The following is a 24,483-nucleotide window of genomic DNA, read 5'->3' on the forward strand; positions in this document are numbered from 1 at the left end:
CAAGCGCTTATTCCGCTTCGGATTCAATGTTGAGGTTGACGGCGCGTGCCGGCACTACCGTGGAGATGGCGTGCTTGTAGACCATCTGGGTTACGGTGTTGCGCAGCAGTACGACGTACTGGTCGAACGATTCGATATGGCCCTGCAGCTTGATGCCGTTGACCAGGTAAATCGAGACGGGTACATGCTCTTTGCGCAAGGCATTGAGGAATGGGTCTTGTAACAGTTGCCCTTTGTTGCTCATAACAGCTCCATTTTATGTTGTTGTGTTGGAATTGGAGGCGAAACGCTTAATTTCAAGTGCGATTTCAAGTACGTGGCCCAGCGAAAGTCAAATGATTTTCGCTGAAACACCGCTCGCCACGCCGGGAATGGTGCTTCTAAGCCACTGTAACCTGTTTTGACAATTTTTGCAGGGGAGTCCCGTACAAAAGAGCCAAAATTCTCTTATTTTTTTCTTATTCAACCCGCACGGCAAAGCCTGGACCGGGGTCGTACCCCGTACGGGGTACGACCCCTGCTTTGGCTTGGGGTTATTACTTCGGCGCCGTCTTGGAGAACGGGTTTTTACCGGTGCGCAGCTCGATGCGCAAAGGCGTGCCCACCAGCTGGAACGTGTCGCGGAAATGTTTTTCCAGATAACGCTTGTAAGGCTCGCCGACGGCGTCCAGAGCGTTGCCGTGGATAACGATCACCGGTGGATTCATGCCGCCCTGGTGCGCGTAGCGCAGCTTCGGACGGATCGAACCCTTGCGGCGCGGCTCCTGCTTTTCCACCGCCTCGATCAGGGCCCGCGTCAGCTTCGGCGTCGACAGGTTGGCCGTGGCGGCGGCGTAGGCCGCGTCGACCGATTTCATCAACGGGCCGATGCCCTGCGATTTCAAGGCCGAGATGAAGTGCATCTTGGCGAACGACAGGAAGTCGAGCTTGCGGTCGATATCGATCTTGATCTCGTCGCGCTCGTCGGTGCGCAGGCCGTCCCACTTGTTGACGGCGATCACCAGCGCGCGGCCCGTCTCCAGCACGAAGCCGGCGATGTGGGCGTCCTGCTCGGAGATGTCCTGCTGGGCGTCGAGCATCAGCACGACCACGTTGGCCTCGGAGATCGACTGCAGCGTTTTGACGACCGAGAACTTCTCGATCGCCTCGAACACCTTGCCGCGGCGGCGGATGCCGGCCGTGTCGATCAAGGTGTACTGCTTGCCTTCGCGCTCGAACGGGATCTCGATCGAGTCGCGCGTGGTGCCTGGCATGTCGAAAGCGATGACGCGCTCCTCGCCCACCAGGGTGTTGATCAGGGTCGACTTGCCGACGTTGGGACGGCCCACCAGCGCGATCTTGATGCCGTGGTCGGCCTTGTCGAGCTCCTCCGGGTCTTCCGGACGCTGGGCGAAGGCCAGGTTCAGCGCCTCCTCCACCAGGTCGGCGACGCCGTCGCCGTGGGCCGACGAGATCGAGTACGGCTCGCCCAGTCCCAGCTCGTAGAAGTCGGCGACGACGGCGGTGTAGCGCATGCCCTCGGACTTGTTCACCACCAGCATGACCGGACGGCCGCTTTTACGCAGGAAGTCGGTGATGGTTTTGTCATGCGGCGTCAGGCCCTGGCGGCCGTCGACCAGGAAGACGACGATGTCGGCTTCGGCCACGGCCTGCTTGGTCTGCTTGGCCATCTGGTGCATGATGCCTTCCTTGGCGACCGGCTCGAAGCCGCCCGTGTCGATGACGAGGAAGGGACGTTCGCCGACACGGCCCTCGCCATAGTGACGATCGCGCGTCAACCCAGGCAAGTCCGCCACCAGCGCATCGCGCGAGCGGGTCAGACGATTAAACAAGGTCGATTTCCCTACATTGGGTCGACCCACTAGTGCGATTACCGGCTTCATTGTATTACTCGACCGCGAGAGCGGTCACTGTCCCTGATTGGGTTTGAAAAATCAAATTCGAGCCGGCGATGACGGGGTCCGATTGGATCGGGCTTCCGTCGGTCGCGGCACGACCTATGTACGAACCATCTTCCCGCGACAGGAAGTGGACGTAACCCTGGTAGTCGCCGACGGCCACAGCGCGGCCGAACGACACGGGGGTCGACAGGCGGCGATACGACATCTTGTCGTTCTTCCAGGCGTTGCTGCCGCTTTCGCGGCTATAGGCTGCAACTTCGCCTTTGTCGTCGGAGACGAACACAAAACGCTGGTCCACCGCCACGCCCACGTCGGACGATGTCGGCTTGCTCCAGTGCGGGGCGCCGGTGGTGGCGTCGAAACAGGCCACGCGGCCCTGGTACGACACGGCGCAAACATCTTTTTCGAAGATCACCGGCGTGCCGGCGATGTCGGTCACCCGTTCCAGCTCGGTGGCGCCGCGCGGCTCGCCGACCACCAGTTCGAAGCGCTGCAGGCCGCCGGCCAGCGCCAGCACCAGCAGCTTGCCGCCCGGCTGGGCGACATATACATTGGGGCCGTTGATCACCATGCCCGGCGCGTTGCGCAGGGTCAGGGCCGGCGTGGTGCGCGCCACGCTCCAGCGTTTGACGCCGGTCTTGGCGTCGTACGCGGTGATCAGGTTGTCGACGCTGCGCACCACCACCACGCCGCCGCCCACCACCGGCGACGACAGCACTTCGCTGCTGGCCTGGCCCTTCCACAGTTCCTTGCCGTTGGCGTCGTAGGCCAGGATCACGCCCTTCTTGCCGCCGACGACCACCACTTCGCCGTCGGTGCCCACGCCGGCGGTCAGGTCGACGCCGGTCTTGACGCGCCAGGCTTCCTTGCCGCTGGCCGCGTTCAGGCGCGCCAGCACGCCGTCGCCGTCGGCCACGTAGACGCTCTCGCCGGAGATCGCCGGCGTGAAGACGGCGGTGCCGGCCTTGTTCATCGAGTACTTCCACACGGTCTTGGGCACCATGCCGCCCTTGAGCTCCACCAGCGGCGCCGGCTGGTTCTTGGTGTCTTTCGAGCCAAACAAGGAACAACCGGCCAACATCGCGAACACACTTGCAGCAATAACTTTTTCGGTAATACGCATTTTTTAACCTTGATCTGGGGAGCTAAGCGGGCGCCGTGGCGCCCTTGCGGCGTGACGTTATTCAGGCGGCGCTTTTGGCGTCCTTGGCGGCATCGGCCGGCACGGAGCCGCCCATCGCCTCGAACTTCAGCTGGATCAGCTGGCGGCCTGGATTCTTCTTGTCGGTCGCGTCAAGCGCGGCCTGGTAGGCGGCGCGCGCTTCGGCGATCTTTTTTTGCGCGGCCAGGATGTCGCCCTTGCGGTCGGCGACGGCGCCGGCGAACTGCGGCGCCACCTCGCCCGACAACGCCTTGAGCGCCTCGTCGTAGGCTTTTTCGTCGAGCAGGATGCCGGCCAGGCGGATCTTGGCCAGCGCCTTGAACTCGTCGGCGCCATGCTCGATCGCCCACTGCAGCTGCGCCTTGGCCGACTTGACGTCGTTGGCGTCGAAGCTGCTCTTGGCGGCCACCAGCGCGGCCATCGGCGCGTAGCTGGTGCCGCCGAATTTCGATTCCATGTCGCCGGCGGCGCGCAGCACCTTGGCGTTGTCCTTGGCCTGCACCGCCGTTTGCAGTTCCTCGTACAGCGCCGAGGCCTGGGCCGATTCGCTGCGCTGGTGGTAGTTCCAGTAAGACCAGCCGGAATACGCGGCCAGGCCGGCGATCAGCACCCACGAGGTCAGGTTGCCGTATTTTTCCCACCAGGCTTTGAGGGTAGCGAGTTGTTCTTGTTCTTCGAGATCGTATGCCATGTCAGTTCGTCTGCTAGAAGGTTAAAAGTGAAAGCGGTTTAAAAACGGCTTAGTGGTTGCAATGCTCGTCGTGCACGTGGTGATGGTGGTCGCCGCTGCCGGTGATCTGGTCGACCAGGAAGTCGACCACGTCGTCGAACGGCACCGTCGATTGCTGCAGGTCGCCCTCCTCCGCGCGCATCGCCTTGACGGTGGCGGTGTGGTTGGCCACCTCGTCCTCGCCGATGATGACGGCGAACGAGGCGCCGCTGCCGTCGGCCTTCTTCATCTGCGTCTTGAAACTGCCAGGACCATTGGCGGTCGAGGCGTGCATGACGACATCGAGGCCGGCGTCGCGAATTCTCTCGCCCAGCACGAAGGCTTGCAGCTGCGCCGCCTCGCCCTGGTGCACCAGGTAGACGTCGCACTGGTTAGGCTGTTCCGGCTCGCCGGCTTCCTTCATCAGTTCCAGCAGGCGCTCGATGCCCATGGCGAAACCGACGGCCGGCGTCGGCTTGCCGCCGAACGAAGCGATCAGCGGATCGTAGCGGCCGCCGGCGCACACGGTGCCCTGCGCGCCGAGCGAATCGGTGACCCATTCGAACACGGTGCGGTTGTAGTAATCGAGGCCGCGCACCAGGCGCGTGTTGATCACGTACGGAATGTTGTTATGGTCGAGGATCTTGCGCACGCCGTTGAAGTGCGCCAGCGATTCCTCGCCCAGGTAGTCCATCAGCTTGGGCGCGGCGTTGACCATTTCCTGCATCGCCGGATTCTTGGTATCCAGGATGCGCAGCGGATTGCTGTGCAGGCGGCGCTTGGCTTCGGCGTCGAGGATGTCCTCGTGCTTTTCCAGATACGCGATCAGGTCGACGCGGTGGCGCGCGCGCTCCTCGGCGTCGCCGATCGAGTTCAGTTCGAGGCGGATGTTTTCCAGGCCCAGGTCATCCCACAGGCGGCGGCACATCATGATCAATTCGGCGTCGACGTCCGGGCCGTTGAAGCCGACCGCCTCGCAGCCGAACTGGTAGAACTGGCGATAGCGGCCGCGCTGCGGACGCTCGTGGCGGAACATCGGACCGGTGTACCACAGGCGCTTCGGGCCCTCGTAGACCAGATTGTGCTCGATCACCGCGCGCACCGCGCCGGCCGTGCCTTCCGGGCGCAGGGTCAGCTCGTCGCCGTTCATCGAATCGGTGAACGAGTACATTTCCTTCTCGACGATGTCGGTCACGGCGCCGATGGCGCGCTTGAACAGCGCGGTGTCCTCGACGATCGGGGTGCGGATCTGCTGGAAGCCGTAGCTTTGCACGACCGACTGCGCGGTGTTTTCAAACAGCTGCCACAGATGCGAATCGGTCGGCAGGATGTCGTTCATGCCTTTGACGGCGGTGATCTTTTCAGCTTTTTTAGTTTCGGACATTTCAATCTTCTTATGCATCTACCGGCTGTTTGCCGTAATTATTCTTCACGTAATTGAGGACGATTTCCTGGAATTCCTCGACGATGCGCTCGCCGCGCAGGGTCGCGAACTTGGCGCCGTCGACGAACACCGGCGCCGCCGGCGATTCGCCGGTGCCCGGCAAACTGATGCCGATGTTGGCGTGCTTCGATTCGCCCGGACCGTTGACGATGCAGCCCATGACGGCCACGTTCATCGCCTCCACGCCCGGATAGGTCTTTTTCCACTCCGGCATCTGCTCGCGCAGATAGGTCTGGATATTGTCGGCCAGCTCCTGGAAGGTGGTCGACGTGGTGCGGCCGCAGCCCGGGCAGGCGATCACCATCGGCGTGAACTTGCGCAGGCCCATGGTCTGCAGGATCTCCTGGCCGACCACCACTTCCTTGGTGCGGTCGCCGCCCGGCTCCGGCGTCAGCGAGATGCGAATGGTGTCGCCGATGCCCTCCTGCAGCAGCACCGACAGCGCCGCCGTCGAGGCGACGATGCCCTTGCTGCCCATGCCGGCCTCGGTCAGGCCCAGGTGCAGCGGATAGTCGCAGCGCCTGGCCAGCTCGCGGTAGACGGCGATCAGGTCCTGCACGCCCGAGACTTTACACGACAGGATGATCTTGTCGCGGCCCAGGCCCAGCTCCTCGGCGCGCACGGCGTTCTCGATGGCGGAGGTGATCAGCGCCTCGTACATCACCGCCTGCGCGCTCCACGGCTCGGCGCGGCCGGCGTTTTCGTCCATGATGCGCGCCAGCAGCGCCTGATCCAGGCTGCCCCAGTTGACGCCGATGCGCACCGGCTTGTCGTAGCGCGCGGCCACTTCGATCATCTGCGCGAACTGCGTGTCGCGCTTGGCGCCCTTGCCGACGTTGCCCGGGTTGATGCGGTACTTCGACAGCGCCTTGGCGCATTCGGGATAGTCGTTCAGCAGCGTGTGGCCGTTGTAATGGAAGTCGCCCACCAGCGGCACGTCGACGTCCATCTTGTCCAGTTGCTCGCGGATGTAAGGCACCGCCTCGGCGGCCTCCGGACGGTCCACCGTCAGGCGCACCAGTTCCGACCCGGCGCGCGCCAGGTCGCGGATCTGGATCGCCGTCTCGATCGCGTTGGCGGTGTCGGTGTTGGTCATCGACTGCACCACCACCGGGGCGTCGCCGCCGACCCAGATCTTGCGCTGGCCGTACGCCACCAGCACGCTGCGGCTGGCGCGGCGGTTCGATGGTCCCGAAGGAATAGCTGTTTGCGTAGAAGACATGGCTGTTTGCTCGTGCTGAATGCTTAAATTATTTGATATTGACCCGCGAGATCGTGCCGCCGGCGACCGGTGGCAGCGCCAGCGGGGCGCCGCCCAGCGTCGCTTTCACGCCGTCCGGTTTGCCGATGATCAGCAGCGCCGGATCCTTGATATCGAAGGTCTCGGTGCTGCCCGCCTTGACCAGGCGCGAAATCAGCGGCTTGGCGCCGGGACGGCGGATCTCCACCCACGAATCGGTGGTCACTTCCAAAACCAGTTGCGTGCCGGTCGCCGCGGCCGCGGCGGCGGCCGGCGGCGGCACCTGCGCCGCCGGCGCGGTCGTCGCCGGCGCGGCGGCAGCGGTGGTCGCGGGGGCGGTGGCGGCGGTGGCCGGAGCCGGAGCGGCGGTCGCCGCCGGGGCGGTCGTCGCCGCTTCCGCGGCCGTGGTTCCACCCGGCGGCGGCACCGAAATCAGCGGCACGTTCGGCGACTGCAGCGGCGCCGTTTCCTGGCCCGGCTTGACCAGCGTGGTCTCGAGCGGCATGCTCGAATCGATCGGCTTGGGCAGCTCGGTCACGGCGCTGGCGCTGGCGGCGCCCCCGCCGTCGCCGCGCTCGAACAGCGAGTGGGGTATCAAACCGCTCTGATAGGCGTAGACGCCGCCGCCGATCAAGCCCGCCACCACCACGACCGCGCCGACCATCCAGCCGCCACGGCCGGACGAACGGTCGGTCATCAGCGGCAGGCGCGACTCGGAAAACTGCGCCGCGCGCTCCTTGCGCGGCGGCGCGGCCTCGGGACTGGTCGGCGACACCACTTCGATCATCGCCACCAGCGGCGTGGCGTCAAGCTTGACGACCTTGGCGTAGGCGCGCACGAAACCGCGCACCACCGCCATATTCGGCAGCGAGGCGTAATCGCCCGCCTCCAGCGCGACCACCTGGCGCGGGGCCAGCTTCAACTGGTCGGCGATCTGTTCCACCGACAGTCCCATCGCTTCGCGCTGGGCCGCCAGTTGTGCTCCGGGCGTGGCCAGGCTGCTGCCGCCCTGGTCTTTTTTTGGCGGTTCCGCCCACTCTGAATTCATTGGTATCCCTGTCTCACTCATCAAACGCCCCACGTTGATAAGCAGCATATTCGGTCGAGCCGGGGTGGTGGCGGCGCAATTGCGTCGCCCAGCCGGCTTCCGCTCCCGTGTCGCCCACCTTATGCTGCACCTTAATCCCGAGCCACAGCACGTCGGCCGTCAGGCTCTCCATCTTTGCCACCTTGTTCAGACGGGTAATGAAGAAATTGGCGCGCACATAATCGCGCTTTTCAAAATATACCCGCGCCAGATTGGCGTTGGTGGCCGGCAGGTCGGGCGTCAACTGCAAGGCTTGCAGCAGATAACGCTCCGCGCTGGCGTAATCCTTGATCTTCACCGCGCAGGCGCCGGCGTTGTTGGCGGCCGACGCCGGAGAACGGTAGCCGCGGTTGCCCAGCGCCTCGTCGAACAGCGGCAGCGCCTCCGCCACCCGGCCGTTCTGGCACAGGAAGGAGCCATAATTGTTGGCCAGATCCGGATTGCCCGGCGCCAGTTTGCGCGCGCGGACAAAATTATCCTCGGCCAGGCCGGTCTCGCCCATGGCCTGGTAAATCAGGCCGCGCATGCCGTAGGCGTCGGCGTACTGCGGGTCGGCGACCAGCGCCATCTTGACCTCGTCGAGCGCGAACGTGTACTGGCCCTGCTCGTAATAACCGACCGCCAGCTGCATGCGGATCTCGACCTTGCGCTGGGCGCCGGTCTGGTCCGACGCGGTGGTCAGCTCGGCCTTGCCGCTGTTGCCCCGTTCCGGCGCCGAGGCGCAACCGGCCAACGTCCCCGCCAGCGCCGGGATCAACCCGAGCGCGACGAGCCGCCGGCTACGCTGCGCCAGGAGTGTCATCAGGAAGTGATCTCCACGATCTTGCCGAAATTGGCGCCGAACTTTTGCTGGTACTCGGCCATCTTCTCCATGCGCTGGGCCACCTTGGTGCGGTCCTGGACCTCGCCGGCCAGCTGGCCGCAGGCGGCGTCGATGTCGTCGCCGCGCGTCTTGCGGATGGTGGTGACGATGCCGGCGTCGACCAGGATCTGGGCGAAGGCCTTGATGCGCGGGTTCTTCGAGCGCAGCAGGCCGGACTCCGGGAACGGATTGAACGGAATCAGGTTGAATTTGCAGTTGACGCCGAACTGGCGGTCCTGCACCAGCGCGATCAGCTCGCGGGCGTTGTCGTCGGAGTCGTTGACGCCGTCGAGCATGCAGTACTCGAAGGTGATGAAGTCGCGCGGGGCGAATTCCAGATAGCGCTTGCAGGCGGCCATCAGCTCCTTGAGCGGGTATTTTTTGTTGAGCGGGATCAGGCTGTTGCGCAGCTCGTCGTTGGACGCGTGCAGCGACACGGCCAGCGCCACCGGCACTTCCTGCGACAGCTTGTCCATCATCGGCACCACGCCGGAGGTCGACAAGGTGACGCGGCGGCGCGACAGGCCGTAGGCGTTATCGTCGAGCATCAACTTGAGGGCGGTGGCGGTCGGCTCGAAGTTCAGCAGCGGCTCGCCCATGCCCATCATGACGACGTTGGTGATCTGGCGCTCGCCCTTGGGGCCGGGCTCGATGCCCTTGGTGCGGCGCAGCTCGAACTCGGCCATCCACAGCTGGCCGATGATCTCGCCCACGCTCAGGTTGCGCGAAAAGCCCTGCTTGCCGGTCGAGCAGAAACGGCAGTTGACGGCGCAACCGGCCTGGGTGGAAATGCACAAGGTGCCGCGGTTTTCTTCCGGGATGAACACGGTTTCGACCGCGTTGCCGTTGCCGACGTCGACCAGCCATTTGCGCGTGCCGTCGGTGGACGTGTGGTCGCTGATGATGGCCGGCGCGGCGACGTGGGCGCGGGTTTTCAGTTTGTCGCGCAGCGACTTGGCCAGATCGGTCATGGCGTCGAAGTCCGACGCGCCGAATTGATGGATCCAGCGTTGCAGTTGCTTGGCGCGGAACGGCTTCTCCCCCAACTCGGCGCAATAAGCGATGAGCTGCGCGGGATCGAAGTCCAGCAAGTTGGTCAGGGGTGCGTTCATAGTCAATTTCAAAACAGTTCTAAAAAAAACTCCGTTTCCGCGCGTTGGCGGAAACGGGGGTATCACACTAAATTACTTGCCGAAGAAGTAGGCAATTTCAACCGCGGCGGCTTCGACAGCGTCGGAACCGTGCACGGCGTTGGCGTCGATCGAGTCGGCGAAGTCAGCACGGATGGTGCCTTTTTCAGCCTTCTTAGGATCGGTGGCGCCCATCAGTTCGCGGTTTTTCAGGACGGCGTTTTCGCCTTCCAGCGCCTGGATCATGACCGGGCCGGAGACCATGAAGTCCACCAGGTCCTTGAAGAAGCCGCGCTCTTTGTGCGCGGCGTAGAAACCTTCAGCCTCTTCACGCGACAGCTGCTTCATTTGCGCAGCAACGATCTTCAGGCCAGCGCCTTCGAAACGGCTGTAGATTTGGCCGATAACGTTTTTTGCAACTGCGTCTGGTTTGATGATCGACAGGGTGCGTTCGATTGCCATTTGAAAAACTCCAATAAAAAGAAAGGTTTAAAACAAAATTGATAGCTCAATCAACCTTTGATTTTACCATAGAACACCCCATATTCCGAGAAACGGCACCAGATTAGGCTGTAGCATGGTCCCGGGACGCCCCATGACGGGGCGAAAACCGGTGGCCCGGCCCCGATACGTGCTGTTTAAGTCCGGATTAAGTGCTTTTGAGCCATGTTTTTGGGTATTTCGGCTGGTCCGTGCTATGCTTTTAACAAGCAGTAAACCGAATCACTTTGAAGGAGGCACTATGATTAACATGGAAAAGACTTACGATCTGTCGGCGGGCAGCCGCCGCGCCGTACAGCACAACGTGCTGCGCAACACCTACTGGCTGCTGGCATTGTCGATGATCCCGACCGTGTTCGGCGCGGCGCTGGGCGTGTCCCTGCACCTGCCACTGGGCGGCGGGCTGATGGCACTGGTGTTCCTGGCCGGCGCCTTCGGCTTCATCTGGGCGATTGAAAAGAACAAGGAAACCGGCGTGGGCGTGGCCCTGCTGCTGGGCTTCACGTTCTTCATGGGCCTGATGTTGACGCCGCTGCTGTCGCGCATCCTGGGCTTCTCCAACGGCGCCTTCCTGATCATGACCGCGTTCGGCGGCACGGCATCGGTGTTCGCGGTGCTGGCGTCGGTCGCCACGGTCTCGAAGCGCGACTTTTCGGGCATGGCCACGTGGCTGTTCGCCGGTGTCATCGTGCTGATCTTGGCCTCGCTGGCCAACATCTTCCTGAACATCCCGGCGCTGGGCATCGTGATCTCGGTGGTGGCGATCGCGATCTTCTCCGCGTACATCCTGTATGACGTGCAGCAGATCGTCAACGGCGGCGAGACCAACTACATCAGCGCGACGCTGCGCCTGTACCTCGACGTGTACAACATCTTCGTCAACCTGTTGTCGCTGCTGGGCATCGCCGGCGGTAGCCGCGATTAAGCGGACCAGTCAGTAGTACCAAGAAAGCCGGCCTCGCGCCGGCTTTTTTTTGACCATGGAATCATGAATGACCACGGATGCACGTATTGACCACGGATGCACGTATGACCACCGATGCACGTATGACCACCGATCCACGTAGGGCGGATTAGCGAAGCGTAATCGGCCATGCATGCTCCGTTGGCGGCTCATAGATGGCCGATTACGGCGTTCCACCTAATCCGCCCTACGTGGCCATCTGGTCATCTGCCGGTTTCTACCCCAGGTTGAACACCGCCATCGATTCCACGTGCGACGTGTGCGGGAACATATTGACCACGCCGGCCTTGTCGAGCACATAGCCGGCGTTGACCAGGATGCCGGCGTCGCGCGCCAACGTCGACGGGCTGCACGACACATACACGATGCGCTTGGGCAGCAGGTCGGCGCGCGTGGCGCTCAACGCCACCAGCGCCTCGCTCAGCGCCATGGCGCCGTCACGTGGCGGGTCGATCAACATGCGGTCGAATTTACCGAGCGCGATCAGGTCGTCGGCCGTCACCTCGAACAGGTTGCGCGTGTAGAACGTGGTCTTGTCCGACAATCCGTTGGCCTTGGCGTTGTCCAGCGCCCGCTCCGACAAGGTGGTGCTGCCCTCGATGCCGACCACCTCGCGCGCCTGCGTCGCCAGCGGCAAGGTGAAGTTGCCCAGGCCGCAGAACAGGTCGGCCACGCGGTCTTCCGGCCGCACCTCGAGCAGGCGCAGCGCCTTGCCCACCAGCACACGGTTGATGTAGTGGTTGACCTGCGTGAAGTCGACCGGCTTGAACGGCATCTTGATGCCGAATTCGGGCAGCAGATAATGCAGGTCGTCGTCCAGCGGATAGAACGGCGCGGCCGTCTCCGGCCCCTTGCTCTGCAGCCAGAATTGAATCTTGTGCAGGTCGGCGAACGCCTTCAGCTTGGTCTCGTCGTCGGCGGTCAGCGGCGCCATGATGCGCAGCACCAGCGCGGTGACGCCCTCGCCGATGGCCACCTCGATCTGCGGCACCTGGTCGTACAAGGACAGCGAGCCGATCAGCGCGCGCAGCGGCAGCAGCAGGTCCGACACGTGGCGTGGCAGGATCTCGCAGCTGTCGATATCGGCCACGAACACCGATTTTTTCTCGTGGAAGCCGACCAGCACCGTGCCCTTCTTGACCACGTGGCGCACCGACAGCCGCGCGCGGTAGCGGTAGCCCCAGGTCGGGCCGTACATCGGCCGCATCACCGTCAGCGGCTTGACCTTGCCGATGTGGCGCAGGTTGTCCTCGAGCACGCGCTGCTTGATGGCCACCTGCGCGGTCGGCTCCAGGTGCTGCATCGAGCAGCCGCCGCAGTAGTCGAAATGCTTGCACTTGGGCGTAACCCGCATCGGCGACTCGCGGTGCAGCGCCGTCATGCGCGCCATTTCCCAGTTCTTCTTCTTTTTGAAGGTATAAAAACTGACCTTCTCGCCCGGCAGCGCGCCCTCGACAAACACCACCTTGCCCTGCGAACCGTCTTCATTGTGCAAATGGCCGACGCCACGGGCGTCCATGTCGAGCGATTTGATGTCGAGGATAATATCTTGCATAAAATTTAATTTTAAGGAAAGAATGGCTGGCGCCGGCCGCGCGGCTGGCGGCCCGCCGTGGCTGCGCCGGGGCCGATATGATAGCAGAACGCGGGTGGGGAACGGATCGAAAGAAATGGGCTACAGCAGGGAATCGCGCACCACGCCGCGCGCGGCCATGGCCCGCTTGAGCTTGACCAGCGCCTCCTGCTGGATCTGGCGCACGCGCTCGCGGGTGACGCCCATCTCCTCGGCCAGGGTTTCCAGCGTGGCGGGGTCGTCGTTGTCGAGGCCGAAACGGCGCATGATGACGATGCGCTGCTTGTCCGGCAGCTTGGTGAGCCAGTCGCGCATCAGCACCGTCATTTCCTGGTGCTCGGCGCGGGCGTCGGGGCTGTCCTCGCTGTCGCCGGGCAGCATGTCCATCAGCGACGACTGCGGGTCGTTGTCGAGCGGGGCGTCGAGCGAGGTGGCGTGCTCGGACAGCGCCAGGATGTCCTGCACCTCCTCCACCGGCCGGCCGACCAGCTCGGCGATGTCCTCGGCGGTGGCGTCCTTGCCGTTGTGGTGCTGGGCTTCCAGATGGTATTTGCCGCGCAGAATTTGGTTCAGTTCGCGCACCATGTGCACCGGCAGGCGCACGGTGCGGGCCTGGTTCATGATGGCGCGCTCGATGCTCTGGCGTATCCACCAGGTGGCGTAGGTCGAAAAGCGGAAGCCGCGCTCGGGCTCGAACTTGTCGATCGCGCGCATCAGGCCGATGTTGCCCTCCTCGATCATGTCGAGCAGCACCACGCCGCGGTTGATGTAGTGCTTGGCGATCGACACCACCAGCCGCAGGTTGTGCTCGATCATGGTCTGGCGGGCGCTGAAGTCGCCGGCCTTGGCCAAGGTGGCGTAGTGCACCTCCTGCGGCGCCGTCAGCAGCGGCCGGGTGCCGATCTGGTTCAGGTAGTGCTGGGTGGTGTCGGTCGACAACTCGGCCGCCAGCACCTTTTTCAGCTCGTCGACCTCCAGCACCGCCGCCTCCGGCAGCGGGCCGCCCTCGCCGGGGCCCTCGCCGGCACCGTCCGCCCCGTCGATGGCATCGATGGCGACATCGTCGCCCGACTCGTCCTGGAAGTCCTCCGGGGCCGGGTCGTCATCCATCGGGTCGTGCGGCGTCTGTTTCATGGCTCGGCTAGCGGTTAGGCAGGAATTTGGACGGGTCCACCGGCTTGCCCTGCTGCCTGATTTCAAAGTGCAGCTTGACGGAGTCGGCGTCCGAATCCCCCATCTCGGCAATCATTTGTCCCTTGGTCACGCTCTGGCCTTCCTTGACCACGATGGTGCGGTTATGGGCGTAGGCCGACAACAAACTATTATTGTGCTTCACAATAACGAGATTACCATAACCGCGGATGCCGCTACCGGCATACATGACTTTTCCGGCGCCGGCGGCAACGACATGCTGGCCCGCCTTGCCGGCGATGTCGACGCCCTTATTCTTGCCCTCGTCGAAGGTGGCGATGACCTTGCCCTCGGACGGCCACATCCAGCTCAGTTTGTCGTCGTCGGCGCCGGCGGCCGGCGCGGCGGCGGGCGCGGCCGGCGGACGGGCGGCCGGGGCCGGAGCAGCCGGTGCGGCCGGGGCCGGGGACGGCGCTCCGCTGGCGGCCACTTCCTTGCCGTTGTCGGCGCGCTGCAGCTCGGCCAGCGTGGCGTCGGTGTACGGCCGCTTCTCGCCCTTGGGCCCGGTCTTCTTGACCGCTGGGGGTGGCGGCGGCGTCTTGTCGCTCGGCGGCATGACGACGGCGGCCGTCTCCACGCCGTTGCCGGCGGCGTCGGGCGGCAGCACGCGCAGCACCTGGTCGACCTTGATGTCGTTCGGGTTGGCCAGGTTGTTCCAGGCCACCAAGTCGCGGTAGTTCTGGCCGTATTCGAGCGCGATGCGGATCAGCGTATCGCCTTTTTTGACGGTGTAGAGGCCGCGCTCGTCGCGCGACACTTGCGCCGTTTCGCTCGGCGTGGCGGATTTGACTGGCGGGTTCGACACCGGACGGTCGATCACCGGGGCCTGGTTCGGGGTGGTGCTGCAGGCGCTCAGGAAAGCGAGCACCAAGCTCAATACGAGCACATTACTTTTATTTGTCATTCTCATCTTATGTTTCAGTGTGATGCGTTCTGTGGCGCGGACCGGGCGTGAGCGGTCACGCCGTGCCCGGACGCAAAGGCACGAAATGGCAATCTTCCAGCGTTTCGCTGGTCCATTCCTTCTTGCCGATGCGGGTAATCAGTTCCAGACGTTGCGCGCGGGCGCCGACCGGCGCCACCAGCCGGCCGCCCATGGCCAGCTGTTCGAGCAATGCTTGCGGCACTTCCAAACCGGCCGCGGCCAGTATGATGCCATCAAACGGCGCCGCTTGCGGCAGGCCAAGCATACCATCTCCGTAATGCAAGCGTAGATTCGGCACACGCAAGGGCCGCAAATTGTTCTTGGCGAGCTCGTGCAGAGGCTTGATACGCTCGATAGAATAAACCTCCTGCGCCACCCGCGCCAACACCGCCGCCTGGTAGCCGCAGCCGGTGCCGATCTCCAGCACCCGCTTGAGCTGGCCGCCGTTGCGCATCACCTCGATCATGCGGGCGACGATGTACGGCTGCGAAATGGTCTGCTGGTGGCCGATCGGCAGCGAGGCATCGATGTAGGCCTGCGAGGCCAGCGCCTCCTCCATGAACATGTGGCGCGGCACGGCCTCGAGCGCGCCCAGCACCACCGTGTCCTTGACGCCCTGCCGGGCCACCCGCTGCACCATGGCGCGGCGCACCGCGTCCGACACCAGCGGATTCTGGCGCGGGGCCGGCGCCACCACCGGCTGCGCCCGTTCCATCGCGTAACTGTGGGATTTCGATGGCACCGCCACCGGACGCGGCCCCGGGTAACCGTGCTGCGGCGGCACGTGGCGCGCCGCGTTCTGGGTCGCCGTCTGCGGCGTGGCCACCGGCGCGAACAGGGGGGTCTTCTTGGCGCCCTTGTCCACCACCGACGACAGCGGCAGCGGGAAGGTGCGGGGTTTGTCGCTCATGCCAGGGCCTTTTCCAGTGCCGCGAGTTGCGATTTATGGGTCAGATCGACCTGCAGCGGCGTGATCGACGTGCGGCCGTGGGCGCAGGCGAAGAAATCGGTGCCCTCGCCGGCGTCCTTGGTCGCGCCCGGCGGACCGATCCAGAAAATTTCCTTGCCGCGCGGATCCTGCGAGCGGATCACCGGCTCCGACTGGTGGCGCTTGCCCAGCCGGGTGGCGACCACCTCGGTCAGGTGCGCGTACGGACGGTTGGGGATGTTGACGTTGAGCAGATACGGACGCGGCAGCGTGTCGTAATAGCGCTCGATGAGGTCGCGCGCGTGGCGGGCGGCGTCGTCGATGTGCTCCCAGCCGAACGTCCCCTGGGAAAAGGCGATGGCCGGAATGCCGAACAGATAGCCCTCGGTGGCGGCGGCGACGGTGCCCGAATACAGCGTGTCGTCGCCCATGTTGGGGCCGTTGTTGATGCCGGAGACGACCAGGTCGGGCCGGTAGTCGAGCACGCCGGTGAGCGCCACGTGCACGCAGTCGGTCGGCGTGCCATTGACAAAATAGAAACCATTGGCGGCCCGCTGCACCGACAGCGGCCGGTCCAGCGACAGCGAATTGGACGCGCCGGAACGGTTGCTGTCCGGCGCCACGACGACGATGTCGGCGATGGGCGCCAGCGCGTTTGCCAACGCATTGATGCCGGGCGCCAGGTAGCCGTCGTCATTACTGATCAGGATTCTCATACAGAGATTTTACCTGAAGCAACGCGCGGGGCGCGCGCGCGGACCGGCTACGAACCAGATAAATTTGCGCTAACGCGACGCCGGCCGGACGCCGCCGAGCTGCTCGTCGAGCGCCAGCAACTCGTCGCCGCGGCGCGCGCGCAGGCCGGCCGCGTCCATGGCGACGCGCCCCAGGGGCGGGCGCGGCAGCGCGTTGTCGTAGTCTGCCATGGCCGCGTCCTGGTGCAATTCGCGCACCGGCGCGCACCCGCCCGCGTCCGGCGCGCCGCCCGGGCGCGCGTGCGGCCGCTCCGGCGGCGCCACGCCCAGCAGCTCCATGGTCTTGCGGGTGTCCGGATGGTCCGGCCCCAGCCGGCGCAACTGCGCCGCCAGCACCTTGTCGAACAGCACGCGGGCGCCCTCCTGCTCGTTCAACGCGACCAGGGTGCAGGCCAGCGCGGTTTTACTGCGCAAGGTGTCGGGATGCTCGGCGCCCAGCAGGCGCTTGCGCTTGGCCAACACCTGCTCCTGTTCGCGGCGGGCCTGGTCGAGGTCGCCGCGCTGGAACAGCAGGTCGGCCCGGGCCGCCTTGCAGGACAAGGTCAGCAGGTGTTCCGAGCCGAGCATGCGCAGATAGGCGTCCAGCACGGCGTCCTGGATGGCCAGCGCGTCGGCGCCCTGCCCCTGCTCGGCCAGGGTGGCGGCCAGGTTGGCGCGCGCCGCCAGCGTGTCGAGGTGTTCCGCCCCCAGCAGGCGTTCGCGCGCCTCGACGATGCATTCCTCCAGGAACTGCGCCTCGTCCAGCCGCCCCTGCCGCCGCAGCACGCCGGCCAGGTTGCTCTTGCTGATCAGCGTATCGACATGGTCCTCGCCCATGCCGCGCTGGCGCAGGGTCAGGCTTTCCTGGAAACAGTCCAGCGCCTGGCGCAGCCTGCCCTCGCGGCGATACAGCTCGCCCAGCAGGTTGAGGTCGCGCGCCAGCGGTTGCGACAACGCGCGCGCGCCGCCCTCGCCCAGCGCGTGGCGCGCCTCGTCGATGGCCGACAACAAGTGGATCTCGCGGCTCGATTGCCATGGAAAGTAGCCGGGACCGAGCCAGTCGAGGAAGGCCTCGAACGTGCGCGTCAGCGAAAAGCGGTCGCCGCCCTGGTCCATGCGCACCGCCAGCTGCTCGCCATAGGCGAAGGTGCGGGTCTGTTGCAGCTGGACCTCGTCGAAATAGCTGTCCAGCGACACTTGCTGCATGCCGTAGCAATCGCGCATCAACTGTTCGAAGATGGGCTGGTAGCCCACTATATTATGTTGGGGGTCGCCGCGCCGCCATTGCGCGCGCTGCGTGCTGTCGCCCATTTCGATGCGCGACGGCAGCGGGTAGACCAGCAGCGGCCGCTGCTCGTCCTCGTGGCTGCGCCGGTAGGCGGTGGCGCGCGCCACCAGCGCCTGCACCCCCTCGAGGCTTTGGCGGTTGGGCGTGAACACCACCACCAGCTTGCGCGGCAGCAAGGTCGTGCAGATGCCGGCGCTGTCCGTGCGGCCGGTGCGCGAATCGACCAGCACGTAGCGGAAGTGGCGCGCAAGATTGTCAGCAAAACAACGGAACAGCGCCGGACAGCTGTCGAACAACTCGTCCCAATGCATGGCGGCGAGCCGCTCGGCGTAGCTGTCGTCGAAGCGGCCGGCGCGCATCAGGTACAGCTGGCTGCTCTGGTCGACCCGGCTGACGTACTGCTCCCAGCCCACCGCCGCCAGCACCTCCTGCGCCAGCTCCTCGTCGTCGAGCACGTCTGCGCCCTTGCGCCGCCGATGTAGTTGCTCGCGGCAAGCTTCGAACAGTTCGAGCACGCCCGCGCGTTCCTCGCTGTGCTCGAAGTAGTGATGCAGGCCGGGCGCTTCCATATCCCAATCGATCATCAATACCGGGGTGGTGGCGTTCTGTTGCCTTGCAAGCAAGACCGCCAGATTCGACAGGGCCATCGTGCGCCCCGTCCCACCCTTGTAAGAATAGAAAGTAACCACTTCGCCGTTGGCTGTGAGCGGTGGCAAGGACAATGATGTGGTTTCCATAGCGAACCTTTAGCGAGGGAAGTGGGGAGGAGGTAGGGCGCGCCACTCGGGCGGAATGTCCGGCATGACAAAACGGCCACAGTCATGCCCGGGGGGCGTGCATTGTTTCAGGTAGTGGTAGTGCTGGGCGATACGCACGACGATCTTTTCGATGTCCGGCAAAAATTCCGGATTGGTTTTCAGGTCGCCGCTGGCCAGGGTGTAGCGCGAAAAATCGACATACATGCCCGGCCCCGAAATCTGCGGGGGCAGGCTCAGCGGGTGCCGCGTCATGATGACCGGGATGATCAGGTGGCTGGGCAGCGTGTACCATTTCTTGCGCTCTTCTTCAATTAGTTGCATTGCTGCAAACTCACGCCGGGTATAGGCGTGGGCTTCGTACTTCGGTGTGTAAATCACAATCATGCAAGCACTTTCACACAGCGCCCGGGCGATTTTTTCATCCAGATCATCACCGCCGCCCAGCTGCTCACTGTCGACAAAAAGTTCGTTCTCGTTGTCGAAGTGGGGTTCCAGATAACACTTGAGCGCGTCAATCAAATCGTTTTTGAACTTGCTCATGTATGCATGCTGGCCGTGTGCATAGCTGAAAAAACAGCCGTGGCGGATAGTCATGGCCTCCTCCGATCCTGCTCCTTAGGGGAACAGCGCTTAACCAACTCTAACAATCGGCTCAGCAGCCACTTTGAGCGAACGCAAACGCATGCCAGATGAAACTTAGTCGGGCCCGCTCCGTCGCGCCCCTCGGCGGATGCACTACGGTTCAGGTGATGCCGGTCGCAAATTTTCGATGCGATCCCCGGCTCGCGCCAAATAATGGCTAAAACATGCCAATTTCCGACATGATTCGCACGAGAAACGGCCTCTGGCGGCAAAACCGCGGGCGCGCGGCGTGGCGGCGGTGACAGGAAAAAGGTGTGGGTGCTGGGATTGGACCAGCTCAGGAAGAGGCTTGCAGCGCTGCGGACGGCGGCAAAAAGCGCGCGGCGGGACCGCCGCGCGCGCTGAAAAACATACTAAAAGTTACTGATCCACATGCTTGTTTTGGAAAAAGGCCACCGCGTCGGCCTGCTCGCGGGTGCGCTTGAAGGACGGCAGACTCTGCCAGATGCGCTTGCCGTAAGGCTTGGAAATGACGCGCGGATCGCACAGCATCAGCACGCCGCGATCGCCCTCGTCGCGGATCAGGCGGCCGGCGCCCTGCTTCAGGTTGATGATCGCCTCCGGCAAGGTGTGGTGCATGAAGCCGTTTTTGCCCTGCTTTTCCATGACCTCGATGCGGGCGGCAAGCACCGGATCGTCCGGCGGCGCGAACGGCAGCTTGTCGATAATGACCAGCGACAACGCGTCGCCGCGCACGTCGACACCCTCCCAGAAACTCTGGCTACCGATCAGCACGCCGTTGCCGGCCTTGCGGAACTGGTCCAGCAATTCGGTGCGCCCCTTGTCGCCCTGGACGAACAAGGGATACGGCAGGCCGCGCTTTTCGAACTCGTCGCGCAGGCGCTCGGCGGCGCGCTTGACGGCGCGTAAAGTCGTGCACAAAAGGAAAGTTTTCCCGCCCGCCGCCTCGATCACCGGCAACGCCAGGTCCAGCACGGCGTCGGTGTACCCCATCGAATTGGGGTCCGGCAAACCTTGCGGCACATATAAAAGACCCTGCTGCTCGTAATTAAACGGGCTCGGCCAGGACTTCGACGGCTCGTCGGCCAAGCCCATCTGTTCGGAAAAATGGCTGAAATCATTCTTCACGGCCAAGGTCGCGGACGTGAAAATCCAGCTGCGGGGCACGCCCTCGCGCTGGCCGTTGAAGATCGGCGCGATCGATAACGGCGTTTTATGCAGCTGCAACGACGACGCGTAGGCCTCGACCCAGAACACCGCCTCCTCGCCTTTTTCGACGCGCGCCTTCGGATCGAATTTCCAAGAAGCCAACTTTTGACCCAGCTCGATGCCACGCTGGCGGCACTGCTCCAAGGTTTCCGCGCGGGCGGCCTGGGTCTCGAGCACGGCCAGCATGCCGTCGAGCTCGTCCTTGAGCGTCTGCAGCGCCGGGAAAAAGTCGCTCGACGGCGCGATCTGCGGCAACGACAGGCGCACGATATCTTGCGGGAATGTCAACCTGAGGTCGCGCGCGGCCTTCTCCACCACCGTCACCACCTTGCCCCAGTCGGCGCCGTCGCGCGCGTGCGACAAGCCCTCGGCCAGCACGTCGCGGCACAATTCCAGCACCTGCGAGGTCGAAAAGGTGTCGCCGAAGAACAGGGTGGCGGTGTCGGGCAGCTGGTGCGCCTCGTCGAAGATGATGGTGTTGGCCGACGGCAGCAGTTCGGCCACGCCGGAATCCTTGAGCGCGACGTCGGCGAAGAACAGGTGGTGGTTGACCACCACCACGTCGGCCTGCTGCGCTTCCTTGCGCGCCTTCATGACGAAACAATCCTGGTAGTACTGGCACTCTGCACCCATGCAATTGTCGCGGGTCGACGTCACCAGATTCCAGATCAGCGCGTTTTCCGGCACGCGGGCCAGCTCGGCCTTGTCGCCGGAACTGGTCATTTTGAGGAAGCGCGAGATCTCGCGCAGGTGGCCGACGTCGTCGCGCGAGGTCATGCGGCCATTCTGCAGCGTGCGTTCGAGATGGTAATGGCAGACGTAATTCGACCGACCCTTGAGCAGCGCCACCGACACCGGCGCCTGCAACGCCGCGCGCACGGTGGGGATATCGCGCAGGAACAACTGGTCCTGCAAGTTCTTGGTGCCGGTCGAAACAATGGTCTTGCCGCCCCACAGCAAGGCGGGCACCAGGTAGGCGAAGGTCTTGCCCGTGCCCGTGCCGGCCTCGGCGATCAAGGTGGTTTGCGTGGCGATCGCAGCCGCGACCGCCTTGGCCATTTCCGTCTGCGAGCGGCGCGGCTTGAAGTCGCCCACAGCCGGCCCCAGCGGTCCACCGGCGCCGAACAGTCGCTCGACCTCGGAATCGTATTTGCCGGGGGGCAGGTCTGGGGTGGCGCCGACTATGGCGGGGGTGGCGTCGGCGGCGGCCGGCGCGTGCGGATCGGCGGGCGTGGGGAGGTGTTCGGTCAAAATATACTTAGTTGAGGCGGACTGCTTAAGCCGGGACGTCAGGCACCAGTTGCATTTTCAGCAGGGTGATATGGTCTTTCAGTTGCAGCTTGCGCTTTTTCAGGCGGCGCAATTGCAGCTGATCGTGGTGTCCGTCCAGCGTGAGCATGTCGATCACCGCGTCCAGGTCGCGGTGTTCGACGTCGAGTTCGATCAGACGACGCTGGATATCTTGTACATCAGTCATATTTCTCAATCTACCCACACAAAATAGTTTCACTGGAACAACAGACGTATTGCAAACAAACTGCGACACGGTGCATAGTTTAATCTACGGCGCGCCCGCCGCCAACAGAATGATCGATATCGCCGCTCACCCGCCGTTCAGGATACAGTGTCAACCATATGAGCGCCTATAAAATAGAAGCGGGCACCGCCCAGCACATCGGCAACCGGCCGCAACAGAACGACCGCGTGGCCCTGCTGACGTCGCCCAACGCGCCCGGCTATGTGCTGGCGGTGCTGGCCGACGGCAACCACAGCGCGATCGGCCCGGACCAGGCGCTGCTGACCAGCAAGCAGCTGTTCGACGATTTCCGCGTCGGCGACACGCCCAATCTGCCGCGCCTGAAAGAGCTGCTCGGCGCGATAGTGCTGGAGGCCCACCAACTGATCAAGATGAACCCGATCACGGCCGCCGCCGAACCGCACAGCGCGCTCGCGCTGCTGGTGCTGACCCCGGCCGGGCAGGCGGTCTGGACGCATGTGGGCGAGACGCGGGTGTACCGCTTCAGCGGCGAGGCCAGCGCCGAGCGCAGCAACGACAACGCCTACGTCGAGCATCTGGTGCGCAATGACAAGGTGCCGCTGGAGGCGGCCAAGAAGCATCGCAGCTCCAAGCTGCTCGCCAATGTGCTGGGCAATAGCTTCAAGGCGCCGTATGTGGCGCTGAACGTGTATGAGGGATTGCGGCCGGGCGACGCGTTCCTGCTGTGCTCGGACGGCCTGTGGCAGTGTTTCACGGACCAGGAACTGGCGGCGGCCGTGGCGCGCAACACGCCCCGCCAGGCCGCCGAGCGGCTGATCGGCAAGGCCGCCGAGCGCGCCCAGGGCAAGGGGGACAATTGCACGATGGCGATCATCAAGCTGGTCGCGCCGGCCGTCAACCGCTGAGGATGCACGGCCGTGGCGCGGCCGGGCGCCAGCGCCTTATTTTTTCACCGCCGCCGCCGCCGCGGCCGCAGCGGCAGCGGCCTTCTTCTTCTCCGCCTCGACCTTGGCGGCCCGCTTGCGCTCGGTCTCGGCGACCCGCTTGGCCACATCGGCCTGGCGCCGTTCGGCATCGATCTTCTTCTGCTCGTAGCGGGCGGCGCTGGCGGCGCGCTTGTCGGCGTTGGCGGCCGTCGCCGCCGCCTCGCGTTTCATCCTGGCGGCATGGTCGGCCTCGCGCTCGGCGATGCGCCGGCCCTTGGGCGGCGCCGGCGGCGGCGCGTTGTCCACATCCTTGACCGGCTTGGGCGGTAAGGCCTCGCGCCGGGCCAATTCCTCGTCGTCCTTGCGGGCGCGCTCGGCCAGGTCGGCGTCGCGGCGCGCCACGGAAGCGGCGCGTTTGAAATGCTCGGCTTCCACTTCCAGCGCGCGCAGGTTGGCCAGCTCGACGCGGCGTTTTTCCTTGGCCTTGTCCAGGCAGTTGTTGACGAAGAACTTGTTGTAGCAGACCGCTTCGCCGGCGGCGTACTCGGCGTTGACGGCTTCGCGTTCGGTCGCCACCCTGGCCAGGGTGGCGTCGGCCTCGGCGACCGAGTGCGACGACGGCGCTACCGACGTCGCCTCCTGCGCCATGGCCGGCGCGGCCAGCGCCACAGAGACGGCCGCGGCCACGATCATCCCGCCCAGCGGTTTCAAACTTGCTCTCATATGCTTTCCTGTTGCGTCACGCCAGCGAACCGGCTGCGGCGCGCTGTTCTTTATCCATGTACTCGCGCGACTGCATCTCGACAATGCGCGACACGGTGCGGTGAAATTCATTGGCCAGGGTGCCGGTCGTGTACAACTCCTCCGGCTCGACCTCGGCCGACATCAGCAACTTCACGCCCTGATCGTAGAATACATCGATCAGCCACGTGAAGCGGCGCGCCTCCGACGACATCGATGCCGACATCATCGGAATCCCGGACAATATCACGGTATGGAAGCGGCTGGCGATTTCCAGATAATCGTTCTGCGAACGCGGCCCGCCGCACAGCGTGTGGAAGTCGAACCAGATGATCGATCCGGCCCGGCGCAGCGCGCGGATCTCGCGCGCCTCGATGCGCACCACCGGGTCCTCGTCGGCGGTCTCGGCGATGCTGGTGTAAGCGTCGCGCAACTTCTTGTCGGTCTCGGCGTTGATCGGCGTGTAGTAGGAATCGACCTGCTCGAGCGCGCGGCCGCGATAGTCGATGCCGGCGTCGATGTTCATCACGTCGAGTTTTTCGTACAACAACTCGATGGTCGGCAGGATGCGGTCGCGGTGCAGGCCGTCCGGGTACAGCAGTTTCGGATCGTAGTTCGACGTCATGATGAAGGACACGCCGTTGTCGAACAGCGCCTTCAGCAAGTTGTACATGATCATGGCGTCGGCCACGTCGGAGATGTGGAATTCGTCGAAGCAGATCAATCGGTATTTCTTGGCGATGCGCTTGGCCACCTCGTCGAGCGGATTGGCGACGCCGGTCAGCTCGTCCAACTGGCGGTGCACGCCGCGCATGAACTCGTGGAAGTGCAGGCGCGTCTTGCGCACCAGCGGCACCACCGAATAGAAGCTATCCATCAGGAACGACTTGCCGCGCCCCACCCCGCCCCACATGTAGACGCCCTTGGGCACCTCGGGACGGTTGATCAAGCGCTTGAACGTGCTCGAGCGCTGGCCCTTGTACGCCACCCATTCGTCGTAGCATTGCTGCAGACGATCGACGGCGCGGCGCTGGGCCGCGTCGGCCTTGAAATTGCGCTGTTGCAGCGCTTGCTGATAAAACTCTTCGACGTTCATGGGTTCGATTCTG

23 protein-coding genes are annotated in these 24,483 nt (G+C 64.2%); 2 read left to right on the forward strand and 21 right to left on the reverse strand.

Annotation, left to right across the window (positions count from 1 at the left end):
- Nucleotides 1–7: 7 nt before the first annotated feature.
- From hfq to ndk, 10 genes are all read right to left on the reverse strand, one after another.
- On the reverse strand, nucleotides 8–244 hold the full coding sequence (gene hfq, locus JOD97_RS10120) for an RNA chaperone Hfq (protein WP_008450615.1): 237 nt from the start codon (nucleotides 242–244) through the stop codon (nucleotides 8–10).
- A gap of 292 nt (nucleotides 245–536) precedes the next feature.
- The gene (gene der, locus JOD97_RS10125; protein WP_209716042.1) at nucleotides 537–1,883 is read right to left on the reverse strand and encodes a ribosome biogenesis GTPase Der; all 1,347 of its coding nucleotides are present in this window, start codon (nucleotides 1,881–1,883) and stop codon (nucleotides 537–539) included.
- Nucleotides 1,884–1,887: 4 nt separating this feature from the next.
- Nucleotides 1,888–3,024, reverse strand: a complete 1,137-nt coding sequence (bamB, locus tag JOD97_RS10130) for an outer membrane protein assembly factor BamB (RefSeq protein WP_209716045.1) — start codon at nucleotides 3,022–3,024, stop codon at nucleotides 1,888–1,890.
- 61 nt (nucleotides 3,025–3,085) lie between these two features.
- A complete protein-coding gene (locus JOD97_RS10135) occupies nucleotides 3,086–3,754 on the reverse strand; it encodes a tetratricopeptide repeat protein (protein WP_209716048.1) in 669 nt (222 codons plus the stop codon).
- A 49-nt stretch (nucleotides 3,755–3,803) separates the two neighbouring features.
- Entirely contained in the window at nucleotides 3,804–5,156 is a 1,353-nt protein-coding gene (gene hisS / locus JOD97_RS10140; protein WP_209716051.1) for a histidine--tRNA ligase, read from the reverse strand.
- Nucleotides 5,157–5,166: 10 nt separating this feature from the next.
- On the reverse strand, nucleotides 5,167–6,438 hold the full coding sequence (gene ispG / locus JOD97_RS10145) for a flavodoxin-dependent (E)-4-hydroxy-3-methylbut-2-enyl-diphosphate synthase (RefSeq protein ID WP_209716053.1): 1,272 nt from the start codon (nucleotides 6,436–6,438) through the stop codon (nucleotides 5,167–5,169).
- Nucleotides 6,439–6,466: 28 nt separating this feature from the next.
- On the reverse strand, nucleotides 6,467–7,504 hold the full coding sequence (locus JOD97_RS10150) for a helix-turn-helix domain-containing protein (RefSeq protein ID WP_209716055.1): 1,038 nt from the start codon (nucleotides 7,502–7,504) through the stop codon (nucleotides 6,467–6,469).
- 13 nt (nucleotides 7,505–7,517) lie between these two features.
- Nucleotides 7,518–8,345: a type IV pilus biogenesis/stability protein PilW gene (gene pilW / locus JOD97_RS10155; RefSeq protein ID WP_209716058.1), complete on the reverse strand. Its 828-nt coding sequence runs from the start codon at nucleotides 8,343–8,345 to the stop codon at nucleotides 7,518–7,520.
- Nucleotides 8,345–9,517, reverse strand: coding sequence for a 23S rRNA (adenine(2503)-C(2))-methyltransferase RlmN (rlmN, locus tag JOD97_RS10160; protein WP_209716062.1), 1,173 nt, complete (start codon nucleotides 9,515–9,517; stop codon nucleotides 8,345–8,347). The genes pilW and rlmN overlap by 1 nt, the downstream gene beginning before the upstream one ends.
- A 72-nt stretch (nucleotides 9,518–9,589) precedes the next feature.
- Nucleotides 9,590–9,997: a nucleoside-diphosphate kinase gene (gene ndk, locus JOD97_RS10165; RefSeq protein ID WP_090314593.1), complete on the reverse strand. Its 408-nt coding sequence runs from the start codon at nucleotides 9,995–9,997 to the stop codon at nucleotides 9,590–9,592.
- Nucleotides 9,998–10,277: 280 nt separating this feature from the next.
- Here ndk and JOD97_RS10170 point away from each other — a divergent pair, with 280 nt between their 5' ends.
- Nucleotides 10,278–10,961 carry a Bax inhibitor-1/YccA family protein gene (locus tag JOD97_RS10170; protein ID WP_209716066.1) on the forward strand — a complete coding sequence of 228 codons (684 nt, stop codon included), beginning with the start codon at nucleotides 10,278–10,280 and terminating at the stop codon, nucleotides 10,959–10,961.
- Nucleotides 10,962–11,217: 256 nt separating this feature from the next.
- Here JOD97_RS10170 and rlmD read toward each other — a convergent pair whose 3' ends face one another.
- The 9 genes from rlmD to JOD97_RS10215 form a co-directional block, all read right to left on the reverse strand.
- Nucleotides 11,218–12,555: a 23S rRNA (uracil(1939)-C(5))-methyltransferase RlmD gene (gene rlmD, locus JOD97_RS10175; protein WP_209716068.1), complete on the reverse strand. Its 1,338-nt coding sequence runs from the start codon at nucleotides 12,553–12,555 to the stop codon at nucleotides 11,218–11,220.
- Nucleotides 12,556–12,675: 120 nt separating this feature from the next.
- Nucleotides 12,676–13,707 (reverse strand): RNA polymerase sigma factor RpoS, encoded by a 1,032-nt coding sequence (gene rpoS / locus JOD97_RS10180; RefSeq protein WP_209716071.1) that lies wholly within the window; start codon nucleotides 13,705–13,707, stop codon nucleotides 12,676–12,678.
- A gap of 7 nt (nucleotides 13,708–13,714) precedes the next feature.
- A complete protein-coding gene (locus JOD97_RS10185) occupies nucleotides 13,715–14,668 on the reverse strand; it encodes a peptidoglycan DD-metalloendopeptidase family protein (RefSeq protein WP_209716074.1) in 954 nt (317 codons plus the stop codon).
- Between the two features lie 55 nt (nucleotides 14,669–14,723).
- Complete coding sequence (locus JOD97_RS10190; RefSeq protein ID WP_209716076.1) at nucleotides 14,724–15,599, reverse strand: protein-L-isoaspartate(D-aspartate) O-methyltransferase; 876 nt, start codon at nucleotides 15,597–15,599, stop codon at nucleotides 14,724–14,726.
- Nucleotides 15,596–16,333 (reverse strand): 5'/3'-nucleotidase SurE, encoded by a 738-nt coding sequence (gene surE, locus JOD97_RS10195; RefSeq protein WP_209716080.1) that lies wholly within the window; start codon nucleotides 16,331–16,333, stop codon nucleotides 15,596–15,598. The genes JOD97_RS10190 and surE overlap by 4 nt, the downstream gene beginning before the upstream one ends.
- 69 nt (nucleotides 16,334–16,402) lie before the next feature.
- The gene (locus tag JOD97_RS10200; RefSeq protein WP_229264258.1) at nucleotides 16,403–18,286 is read right to left on the reverse strand and encodes a tetratricopeptide repeat protein; all 1,884 of its coding nucleotides are present in this window, start codon (nucleotides 18,284–18,286) and stop codon (nucleotides 16,403–16,405) included.
- A gap of 99 nt (nucleotides 18,287–18,385) precedes the next feature.
- Nucleotides 18,386–18,991 (reverse strand): toll/interleukin-1 receptor domain-containing protein, encoded by a 606-nt coding sequence (locus tag JOD97_RS10205; RefSeq protein WP_209716087.1) that lies wholly within the window; start codon nucleotides 18,989–18,991, stop codon nucleotides 18,386–18,388.
- Between the two features lie 408 nt (nucleotides 18,992–19,399).
- On the reverse strand, nucleotides 19,400–21,460 hold the full coding sequence (locus tag JOD97_RS10210; protein WP_209716090.1) for an ATP-dependent DNA helicase: 2,061 nt from the start codon (nucleotides 21,458–21,460) through the stop codon (nucleotides 19,400–19,402).
- A 25-nt stretch (nucleotides 21,461–21,485) separates the two neighbouring features.
- The gene (locus tag JOD97_RS10215) at nucleotides 21,486–21,686 is read right to left on the reverse strand and encodes a YdcH family protein (protein ID WP_008450659.1); all 201 of its coding nucleotides are present in this window, start codon (nucleotides 21,684–21,686) and stop codon (nucleotides 21,486–21,488) included.
- 158 nt (nucleotides 21,687–21,844) lie between these two features.
- Here JOD97_RS10215 and JOD97_RS10220 point away from each other — a divergent pair, with 158 nt between their 5' ends.
- Complete coding sequence (locus JOD97_RS10220; protein WP_209716093.1) at nucleotides 21,845–22,612, forward strand: PP2C family serine/threonine-protein phosphatase; 768 nt, start codon at nucleotides 21,845–21,847, stop codon at nucleotides 22,610–22,612.
- A gap of 36 nt (nucleotides 22,613–22,648) precedes the next feature.
- On the opposite strand, the gene JOD97_RS10225 is transcribed toward JOD97_RS10220, so the two are convergent.
- Entirely contained in the window at nucleotides 22,649–23,356 is a 708-nt protein-coding gene (locus tag JOD97_RS10225; protein ID WP_209716096.1) for a hypothetical protein, read from the reverse strand.
- A 16-nt stretch (nucleotides 23,357–23,372) separates the two neighbouring features.
- Nucleotides 23,373–24,470, reverse strand: coding sequence for a cell division protein ZapE (gene zapE, locus JOD97_RS10230; protein ID WP_209716099.1), 1,098 nt, complete (start codon nucleotides 24,468–24,470; stop codon nucleotides 23,373–23,375).
- Nucleotides 24,471–24,483 lie beyond the last annotated feature (13 nt).

This window comes from Duganella sp. 1411, assembly GCF_017833525.1.
Lineage (GTDB): Bacteria > Pseudomonadota > Gammaproteobacteria > Burkholderiales > Burkholderiaceae_D > Rugamonas.

What these genes read in the sequence shown, in the direction of transcription:
- rpoS (WP_209716071.1), bottom strand. Translation starts at nt 13,707, where the DNA reads ATGAAACAGACGCCGCACGACCCGATGGATGACGACCCGGCCCCGGAG.
- surE (WP_209716080.1), bottom strand. Translation starts at nt 16,333, where the DNA reads ATGAGAATCCTGATCAGTAATGACGACGGCTACCTGGCGCCCGGCATC.
- ispG (WP_209716053.1), bottom strand. Translation starts at nt 6,438, where the DNA reads ATGTCTTCTACGCAAACAGCTATTCCTTCGGGACCATCGAACCGCCGC.
- JOD97_RS10200 (WP_229264258.1), bottom strand. Translation starts at nt 18,286, where the DNA reads ATGGCCCTGTCGAATCTGGCGGTCTTGCTTGCAAGGCAACAGAACGCC.
- rlmD (WP_209716068.1), bottom strand. Translation starts at nt 12,555, where the DNA reads ATGCAAGATATTATCCTCGACATCAAATCGCTCGACATGGACGCCCGT.
- JOD97_RS10205 (WP_209716087.1), bottom strand. Translation starts at nt 18,991, where the DNA reads ATGACTATCCGCCACGGCTGTTTTTTCAGCTATGCACACGGCCAGCAT.
- zapE (WP_209716099.1), bottom strand. Translation starts at nt 24,470, where the DNA reads ATGAACGTCGAAGAGTTTTATCAGCAAGCGCTGCAACAGCGCAATTTC.
- hisS (WP_209716051.1), bottom strand. Translation starts at nt 5,156, where the DNA reads ATGTCCGAAACTAAAAAAGCTGAAAAGATCACCGCCGTCAAAGGCATG.
- JOD97_RS10170 (WP_209716066.1), top strand. Translation starts at nt 10,278, where the DNA reads ATGATTAACATGGAAAAGACTTACGATCTGTCGGCGGGCAGCCGCCGC.
- JOD97_RS10215 (WP_008450659.1), bottom strand. Translation starts at nt 21,686, where the DNA reads ATGACTGATGTACAAGATATCCAGCGTCGTCTGATCGAACTCGACGTC.
- JOD97_RS10135 (WP_209716048.1), bottom strand. Translation starts at nt 3,754, where the DNA reads ATGGCATACGATCTCGAAGAACAAGAACAACTCGCTACCCTCAAAGCC.
- JOD97_RS10190 (WP_209716076.1), bottom strand. Translation starts at nt 15,599, where the DNA reads ATGAGCGACAAACCCCGCACCTTCCCGCTGCCGCTGTCGTCGGTGGTG.
- bamB (WP_209716045.1), bottom strand. Translation starts at nt 3,024, where the DNA reads ATGCGTATTACCGAAAAAGTTATTGCTGCAAGTGTGTTCGCGATGTTG.
- JOD97_RS10225 (WP_209716096.1), bottom strand. Translation starts at nt 23,356, where the DNA reads ATGAGAGCAAGTTTGAAACCGCTGGGCGGGATGATCGTGGCCGCGGCC.
- rlmN (WP_209716062.1), bottom strand. Translation starts at nt 9,517, where the DNA reads ATGAACGCACCCCTGACCAACTTGCTGGACTTCGATCCCGCGCAGCTC.
- ndk (WP_090314593.1), bottom strand. Translation starts at nt 9,997, where the DNA reads ATGGCAATCGAACGCACCCTGTCGATCATCAAACCAGACGCAGTTGCA.
- JOD97_RS10220 (WP_209716093.1), top strand. Translation starts at nt 21,845, where the DNA reads ATGAGCGCCTATAAAATAGAAGCGGGCACCGCCCAGCACATCGGCAAC.
- pilW (WP_209716058.1), bottom strand. Translation starts at nt 8,345, where the DNA reads ATGACACTCCTGGCGCAGCGTAGCCGGCGGCTCGTCGCGCTCGGGTTG.
- der (WP_209716042.1), bottom strand. Translation starts at nt 1,883, where the DNA reads ATGAAGCCGGTAATCGCACTAGTGGGTCGACCCAATGTAGGGAAATCG.
- JOD97_RS10150 (WP_209716055.1), bottom strand. Translation starts at nt 7,504, where the DNA reads ATGAATTCAGAGTGGGCGGAACCGCCAAAAAAAGACCAGGGCGGCAGC.
- hfq (WP_008450615.1), bottom strand. Translation starts at nt 244, where the DNA reads ATGAGCAACAAAGGGCAACTGTTACAAGACCCATTCCTCAATGCCTTG.
- JOD97_RS10185 (WP_209716074.1), bottom strand. Translation starts at nt 14,668, where the DNA reads ATGACAAATAAAAGTAATGTGCTCGTATTGAGCTTGGTGCTCGCTTTC.